Source organism: Clavibacter sp. MX14-G9D, from assembly GCF_032917815.1.
Lineage (GTDB): Bacteria > Actinomycetota > Actinomycetes > Actinomycetales > Microbacteriaceae > Clavibacter > Clavibacter michiganensis_K.
The window spans coordinates 1-6,738 of the sequence record NZ_JAVCVL010000155.1; the positions used below are offsets into that span (position 1 = coordinate 1).

The window sequence follows — 6,738 nt, forward strand, 5'->3', positions numbered from 1 at the left end:
CTCGATGTCGACGTGGGGGGTGACCGTGACCTGGTCGGCCCCCCCGACGGGGGCGGGCCCCGCGCGGGTGGGGGCGGCGGCGGACGCGGCGCGGATGCGGCGGGCGCGGGTCTCGAGCGGCACGGACTCGGCGGCGGCCAGGACGGCGGGCTCGGCGTCCGCGGGGAGGTGCGTGGTGGGGACGGCGGGGGCCTCGACGGCGACGGGGAGGAGGCGGGGTGCGGGCGCCTCCGTCTCGACGGGCGCCTCGGGCGCCTCGGTGCGGACGGCCGACACCGCGGATCCGCTCGTCGCCCCGGCCGCTCGACGCTCGGCCTCACGGCGCTCGCGTCGCGTCGGGTACGTGGTCCCCGTGGTCTCGTCGGGGGTCAGCACGAGGGCCGCCGGACGGAGGGCTGGGGGGCACGCGAGGCGTGGAGGACGGACAGGATCGGAGGACTCCTAGTGCGAGGGACAGGTGCTGCGCGGTGCCGGCCGACGGGGGTCGGGGCGTGCGCGTGCGACCGGTTCGAGCCCGGTCGCAATGTAACGGATCGGTAAAGGCTAACCGGCGGAAGGGATTCGCGCCACCCGGGGGATGCGCCGGGAGGGTCGGAGGGGCTATGCGCGCGGGCGCTCGAGCCGCTCCTCGAGGGCGCGCGCGAGCTCGGGAGCCGCCGCGATCAGGAGCTCGGCGGACGCCGGGCCGCCGTCTGCGCCCGTCACGCGGGCGCCCGCCTCGGCTGCGATGAGGGCCCCCGCCGCGTGGTCCCAGGGCTTCAGCCCGCGCTCGAAGCACGCGTCCGTGCGGCCCGCCGCGACGTCGCAGAGGTCGAGCGAAGCGGCGCCGATGCGGCGGATGTCGCGCACCTCGCCGAGGAGGTCGGTGACCACCCGGCCCTGCCGCATCCGCGTCTCCGCCGCGTAGGAGAAGCCCGTCCCGACGAGCGCGAGGGAGAGCGGCACGCCCGTGTTCACGGCGAGAGGCCGACCGTCGAGCGCCGATCCCCCGCCCGCCGTGGCCGTGTAGACCTCCCCGCGGGTGGGGTTCACCACGCAGCCGGCGCGCGCGGACCAGGTGAGCGGATCCGGCTCGCCCTCGACCACGGCGATGCTCACCGCCCAGGCGGGGATGCCGTACAGGAAGTTGACGGTGCCGTCGATGGGGTCGACCACCCAGGTGAGCCCCGAGGTGCCCGTCGTGCCCGCGGACTCCTCGCCGAGGAAGCCGTCGTCGGGGCGCACGTCCTGCAGCGCCCGCCGGATGAGGTCCTCGGTCTCGCGGTCCACGTGCGTGACGATGTCCTCCGGGCTGGACTTCGACGCCGCCACCTCCACGCCCTCGCGGCGGCGGCGGAGCGCGAGCTCCCCGGCACGCACGGCGATGTCGCGGGCGATGGTCAGGAGCGCGGTGTCACCGGGGGAGGTCATGCTCCCAGCCTGCCAGAGGGGCCCGGCGCCAGCGGGGCGGGTGCCGGGGGCCGCGGTCGCCGCCGGGCGCCGGGTCCGGCTCAGGCCGGGGCCGCGCCGAGCCGCTCGTCCACTACCGGCGCGGCGTCCACCCCCTCGCGGAGGCGCCTCCGCTCGACGCGACGCGCGTTCCAGAGCAGCGCGACGCCGAGCACCATGAGCCCGCCGGCCGCGAGCAGCGCCCACGCGCCCCCGACCCGGGTCGTGATGAGCGCCGCCACGAGGGCGCCGAGGCCCATGCAGACGATCGCGCCGATGCGGCGGGCCCAGGCGGCGCCCGTCCCGCCCGCGACCCGGCTGTCGGAGGAGAGGTTCACCATCGTCATGGTCACGACCACCGTGGAGAGGTCCCGCAGGCCGATGCTCTTCACGGCGGCCGCCTGCGCGCCGAGCAGCAGCGCGAGGAACCCGGTGATGGCGATCATCACGGTCGTGTCGAGGGCGCCGACCGCGAGCCACACCACGGCGAGCGCCAGGGTCAGGAGGGTGCCGGCCACGAGGATCCACACCGACGAGCGCGGCAGGTGCACGTCCGTGGGCGCCCGGCGGGTGATGCGGGACGCCACGACGGCGCCGAGCATGAACGCGAGGAGCGCGACGAGGTTGTTGAGCACGGGGATGTCGGCGACCCCCACCAGGCCGAAGCCGATGAAGAGCACGTTCCCGGTCATGTTCCCGGTGAAGACGCGGTCGAGGGCGAGGTAGCTCACGCCGTCGATGGCGCCGGTCGCGGTGGTCATCACGAGCAGGGCGGCGATGTAGGAGCCCTCGGGCCAGGGACGGGACACGGGCGGATCTCCTCGTGATGCGGTCGGTCGTCGGTCGCCCCAGGATACGGGCGGCGCGTCAGGCGGTCCGGTCGCGCGTCGCCCGCGCGGCGGCGGCTGCGAGGCGGGACACCTCGTCGTCGTCGAGCCGGAGCTGCGCCGCGGGCATCAGCTGGCGGATCTGCCGGGCCGTGCGCGCGCCCACGAGCGCGCTCGCGACGCCGCGTCGGCCGAGCACCCAGGCGATGGCGACCTCGGCGACCGTCACCCCGCGGAGCCGGGCGACGTCCTCGGCCGCCCGGACGGTCGCGTGCCCGCCCGGCGACATGTACTGCTCGGCGTCGAGGGCGCGCGCCGACGGGACCGCGGGCGCCCCGGGCAGGTACTTGCCCGTGAGGAACCCCTTGGCGAGCACGCTGTGCGCGACGAGCCCGAGGCCCTCCTGCCGGACGACCGCCTGCATCCGCCCCTCGGCGTGGTCGCGGGCCAGCAGGCTGTACTCCTCCTGGACGACGCCGACGGGCACCGCGCCGGATCCGTGCGCGAGCGCGAGCGCCCGCTCGATGCGCTCCGGGGTGAAGCCGGAGACGCCCACGACACGGGCCTTGCCGCCCGTCACGAGGTCGGACAGGGCGGCGACGGTCTCCTCGAGCGGCGTGCGGGTGTCGTCGAGGTGCGCGTGCACGATGTCGACCCGGTCCGTGCGGAGGCGACGGAGGGACGCGTCGACGCCCCGGCGGATCGAGCCGGCCGAGGTGCCCGGCGCATCGCGGCTCTTGCCGACCTTCGTGCCGACGACCACCTCGTCGCGGCAGCCGCGCGCGGCCAGCCAGCCGCCGATGATCGCCTCGGACTCGCCGCCCGCGTGCCCCGGGACCCACTGCGAGTACGACGAGGCGGTGTCGACGAAGGTGCCGCCCTCCTCGCGGTAGGCGTCGAGGATCGCCCACGCCTCCGCGCGGTCGGCGGTCCAGCCGAAGCCGCTGGTGCCGAGTCCGAGGGTCGAGACGACGAGGCCGGAGGTGCCGAGGGCGCGCGTCGAGGGGCCGGGGGCGGCGGGGAACATGTGCGGGTCCAGGTGTCGGGCGCGTCCGCGGCGATGCGGGCACGGGCGGGCCGGCGACGAGAGCGTCGTGGCAGACGGACGGCCCCGCGTCGCGGGGCCGTCCTCATGGGGTGGCGAGTGAGGGATTCGAACCCCCGAAGGCTGAGCCGTCTGATTTACAGTCAGATCCCTTTGGCCGCTAGGGTAACTCGCCATGCGCACCCGACCTGTGTGATCACGGACCGGAGACGCTCGTCGATGATAGCGGGCGCCGGCCCGCGAACCGAAATCGCGCCGGCCGCGTCCCCGGCCGCGCACCGGCCGCTCCCCCGCCGCCGTCCCTTAACATGGTCGGCATGGCAGATTCCTCGTTCGACGTCGTCAGCAAGGTCGACCGCATGGAGGCGGACAACGCCGTCCACCAGACCCAGAAGGAGGTGGAGCAGCGCTACGACTTCAAGAACGTCGGCGCCTCCATCGAGTGGAGCGGCGACACCATCCTCATGAAGGCCTCCAGCGAGGAGCGCGTGAAGGCCATCCTCGACGTCCTCCAGTCGAAGATGATCAAGCGCGGCATCGGCCTCAAGAGCCTCGAGGAGGGCGACCCCTTCGCCTCCGGCAAGGAGTACCGCATCGAGGTCACCCTGAAGCAGGGCATCGACCAGGCGAACGCGAAGAAGCTCGGCAAGATCATCCGCGACGAGGGCCCGAAGAGCATCAAGAGCCGCGTCGAGGGCGACGAGCTCCGCGTCTCCAGCAAGAGCCGCGACGACCTCCAGCAGACCATCGCGCTGCTGAAGGGCGCGGACGTCGACCTCGACCTCCAGTTCGTCAACTTCCGCTGACCTGCGGGGGCTCCGGGCGCGTGTCCGTCGAGCCCCCCGCCCGGTCTGCCCGAGGGCGCCCCGGTTAGACTCCGCCTGATGGATGCCTCGATGACCACCCTCATCCTCGCGGGGCTCGCGCTCGTCGTCGACTTCATCGTCCGCGTCACGGCCCTGCTGGTCATCCCCCGGAACCGCCGGCCGTCGACCGCCATGGCGTGGCTCATGGCCATCTTCTTCCTGCCGTACATCGGCATCCTGCTGTTCCTGCTCATCGGCTCCACCCGGCTGCCGCGGCGCCGGCGCGAGAAGCAGCAGGAGATCAACCGCTTCATCATCGAGTCGACCGAGGGCATCGAGCGGGTGACGCGGGAGCACTCCTGGCCGTCGTGGCTCGACTCCGTCGTCGAGCTCAACCGGACCCTCGGCGCCATGCCGCTCGTGGGCGGCAACCGGGCGAGGCTCTACAGCCAGTACGACGAGTCGATCGCGGCGATGACCGCGGAGGTCGAGAAGGCGACGCGCTACGTGCACGTCGAGTTCTACATCCTCGCCTGGGACGTGACGAGCGCCCCGTTCTTCAACGCCCTGGAGCGCGCCGTCGCACGCGGCGTCACCGTGCGCGTGCTCCTCGACCACATCGCCTCGCTGCGGGCACCCGGCTACCGGCGCACCACGCGGAAGCTCACGGCGATCGGCGCCGACTGGCACCTCATGCTCCCGGTGCAGCCGCTGCGCGGGCGCTACCAGCGGCCCGACCTCCGCAACCACCGCAAGGTGCTGGTGGTCGACGGCCACGTCGGGTTCATGGGCTCGCAGAACATGGTGCACCGCAGCTACAACAAGGTCGTCAACCGCAAGCGCGGGCTCAAGTGGCAGGACCTCATGACGCGCCTCGAGGGGCCCATCGTCAGCGGGCTGAACGCGATCTTCATCACCGACTGGTACGCCGAGACCGACCAGCTGCTCGTGCGCGAGACGGAGCCGATCGAGATCGCGGCGACCCCGGACGACGAGGACCTCGACTGCCAGGTCGTCCCGTCCGGCCCCGGGTTCCCGGGCGAGAACAACCTGCGGCTCTTCAACGCGCTGCTGTACTACGCGCAGGAGCGCATCGTCATCACGTCGCCGTACTTCGTGCCGGACGACTCCATGCGGTACGCGATCACCACCGCGGTGCAGCGGGGGCTCTCCGTGGAGCTGTTCGTGAGCGAGATCGGCGACCAGCCCGTGGTCTACCACGCGCAGCGCTCCTACTATGAGGAGCTGCTCAACGCCGGCGTGCGGATCTGGATGTACCGGGCCCCGTACATCCTGCACAGCAAGCACTTCACGATCGACGACGACGTGGCCGTCATCGGCTCGAGCAACATGGACATGCGCTCGTTCAGCCTCAACATGGAGGTCTCGCTGATGGTGCGCGGCCCCGGCTTCGTGCGCGAGATGCGCCGCGTCGAGGACGGCTACCGGGCGCGCAGCCGCGAGCTCACGCTCGATGAGTGGAGCCGCCGCACGCGCACCAGCACCGTGCTGGACAACCTCGCCCGCCTGACCTCGGGCGTGCAGTAGGCCCGAGGGGCGCGCGGATCAGGCGATGACGCCGGAGCCGTCGGCACCCGTGCGCGCATCGCCCACCTCGTGGGCGATGGCCCGGTCGAGCACGCCCTGCAGGAGGTCGCGCAGCTGCGAGTCGCCCTCCTCCTCGCCCGCGATGTCGCGGCGGACCTGGTCGCCGACCCGCCAGATGACGGGCAGCATGTCGCGCCCGGCATCGGTGAGGCCGACGGAGAGCCGGCGCTCGTCGGACGTGTCGCGGAACCGGGTCACGTAGCCGAACACCTCGAGGCGCTTGAGCAGCGGGGAGAGGGTGCCGGGGGTGAGGTGCAGCTTCTCGGCGAGGTCGACGACCGCCTGCGGCTCCTCCTCGTCGAGGGCCAGCAGCACGAGGTACTGCGGGTGGGTCAGGTTGAGCGGCTGCAGCAGCGGCCGGTAGAGCGAGACGACGGCCCGCGATGCCGCGGCCAGCAGCACTCCGGTCTCGTCCTGCAGCAGTGTGAGCGATCTATCCGCCATGTCATTTCCTCTGGCTCGTCAGTACGTCGATGCCGGGGTCTTGGACACTGACTCCACCGTACGCCTGTCCGAGCACGACGATGCCGACGTACAGGCAACCATCGGCCGGGGTCGTCCGCACGCTCACGCGATCGTAGTGGGCGATGCGGCCACCAGGAGCGCGCCGAGCAGGAGCCACGGCCCGAACGGGATCGCCGCCGGCGCCCGTCGGCGGTCGACCACGAGCAGCGCGAGCGCCGCGACGCCGCCGAGGAGCGTCCCCGCGGCGAGCCCCAGGGCGACCTGCGCCGCGCCGAGCTGGCCGAGGACCAGGCCGATGACTCCCGCGAGCTTCACGTCCCCGGATCCGAGGCCCCCGGCCGTCGCGGCCTGGAGGAGCGCGAGGACGAGGACGGCGCCAAGGCCGCCCATGAGGGCCTGCACGAGGAGGCCGGGACCTCCCGCGGCCAGGGCGAGGGCCGCGGCGGCGACGGCGGCGGGACCCATGGCGCGGTCGGGCAGGCGGTGCGCCGCGAGGTCCGCGACCACGAGCACGGGGCCGACCGCGAGGAGCAGGAGCGCGAGCGGGAGGCGCGCGGTC

The 6,738-nt window shown here is 73.4% G+C and carries 7 protein-coding genes, 1 tRNA gene and 1 pseudogene; 2 read left to right on the plus strand and 7 right to left on the minus strand.

Annotated elements, in window-relative coordinates:
• The 5 genes and pseudogenes from Q6969_RS11655 to Q6969_RS11675 form a co-directional block, all read right to left on the minus strand.
• Positions 1-375, minus strand: a pseudogene (locus Q6969_RS11655) (M23 family peptidase); the annotation flags it as partial.
• A gap of 225 nt (positions 376-600) precedes the next feature.
• Positions 601-1,410: an inositol monophosphatase family protein gene (locus Q6969_RS11660; protein WP_317230589.1), complete on the minus strand. Its 810-nt coding sequence runs from the start codon at positions 1,408-1,410 to the stop codon at positions 601-603.
• An 80-nt stretch (positions 1,411-1,490) separates the two neighbouring features.
• Complete coding sequence (locus tag Q6969_RS11665; protein WP_317230590.1) at positions 1,491-2,237, minus strand: YoaK family protein; 747 nt, start codon at positions 2,235-2,237, stop codon at positions 1,491-1,493.
• A 58-nt stretch (positions 2,238-2,295) separates the two neighbouring features.
• The gene (locus Q6969_RS11670; RefSeq protein WP_317230591.1) at positions 2,296-3,282 is read right to left on the minus strand and encodes an aldo/keto reductase; all 987 of its coding nucleotides are present in this window, start codon (positions 3,280-3,282) and stop codon (positions 2,296-2,298) included.
• 111 nt (positions 3,283-3,393) lie between these two features.
• Positions 3,394-3,475, minus strand: a tRNA-Tyr gene (locus tag Q6969_RS11675).
• A gap of 142 nt (positions 3,476-3,617) precedes the next feature.
• On the opposite strand from Q6969_RS11675, the gene Q6969_RS11680 reads away from it, so the two are divergent.
• Positions 3,618-4,106: a YajQ family cyclic di-GMP-binding protein gene (locus tag Q6969_RS11680; protein ID WP_094117076.1), complete on the plus strand. Its 489-nt coding sequence runs from the start codon at positions 3,618-3,620 to the stop codon at positions 4,104-4,106.
• Positions 4,107-4,184: 78 nt separating this feature from the next.
• Positions 4,185-5,654 carry a cardiolipin synthase gene (gene cls, locus Q6969_RS11685; RefSeq protein WP_317230592.1) on the plus strand — a complete coding sequence of 490 codons (1,470 nt, stop codon included), beginning with the start codon at positions 4,185-4,187 and terminating at the stop codon, positions 5,652-5,654.
• An 18-nt stretch (positions 5,655-5,672) separates the two neighbouring features.
• On the opposite strand, the gene Q6969_RS11690 is transcribed toward cls, so the two are convergent.
• Both Q6969_RS11690 and Q6969_RS11695 read right to left on the minus strand, forming a co-directional pair.
• Positions 5,673-6,158 (minus strand): MarR family transcriptional regulator, encoded by a 486-nt coding sequence (locus tag Q6969_RS11690; protein ID WP_317230593.1) that lies wholly within the window; start codon positions 6,156-6,158, stop codon positions 5,673-5,675.
• Between the two features lie 123 nt (positions 6,159-6,281).
• Positions 6,282-6,738 (minus strand): prepilin peptidase (locus Q6969_RS11695; RefSeq protein WP_317230594.1); only part of this gene is annotated, 457 nt, incomplete at its 5' end.

Excerpts from the sequence above, each read along its gene's own strand:
- Q6969_RS11660 (WP_317230589.1), bottom strand. The coding sequence starts at position 1,410 with ATGACCTCCCCCGGTGACACCGCGCTCCTGACCATCGCCCGCGACATC.
- Q6969_RS11670 (WP_317230591.1), bottom strand. The coding sequence starts at position 3,282 with ATGTTCCCCGCCGCCCCCGGCCCCTCGACGCGCGCCCTCGGCACCTCC.
- Q6969_RS11680 (WP_094117076.1), top strand. The coding sequence starts at position 3,618 with ATGGCAGATTCCTCGTTCGACGTCGTCAGCAAGGTCGACCGCATGGAG.
- cls (WP_317230592.1), top strand. The coding sequence starts at position 4,185 with ATGGATGCCTCGATGACCACCCTCATCCTCGCGGGGCTCGCGCTCGTC.
- Q6969_RS11690 (WP_317230593.1), bottom strand. The coding sequence starts at position 6,158 with ATGGCGGATAGATCGCTCACACTGCTGCAGGACGAGACCGGAGTGCTG.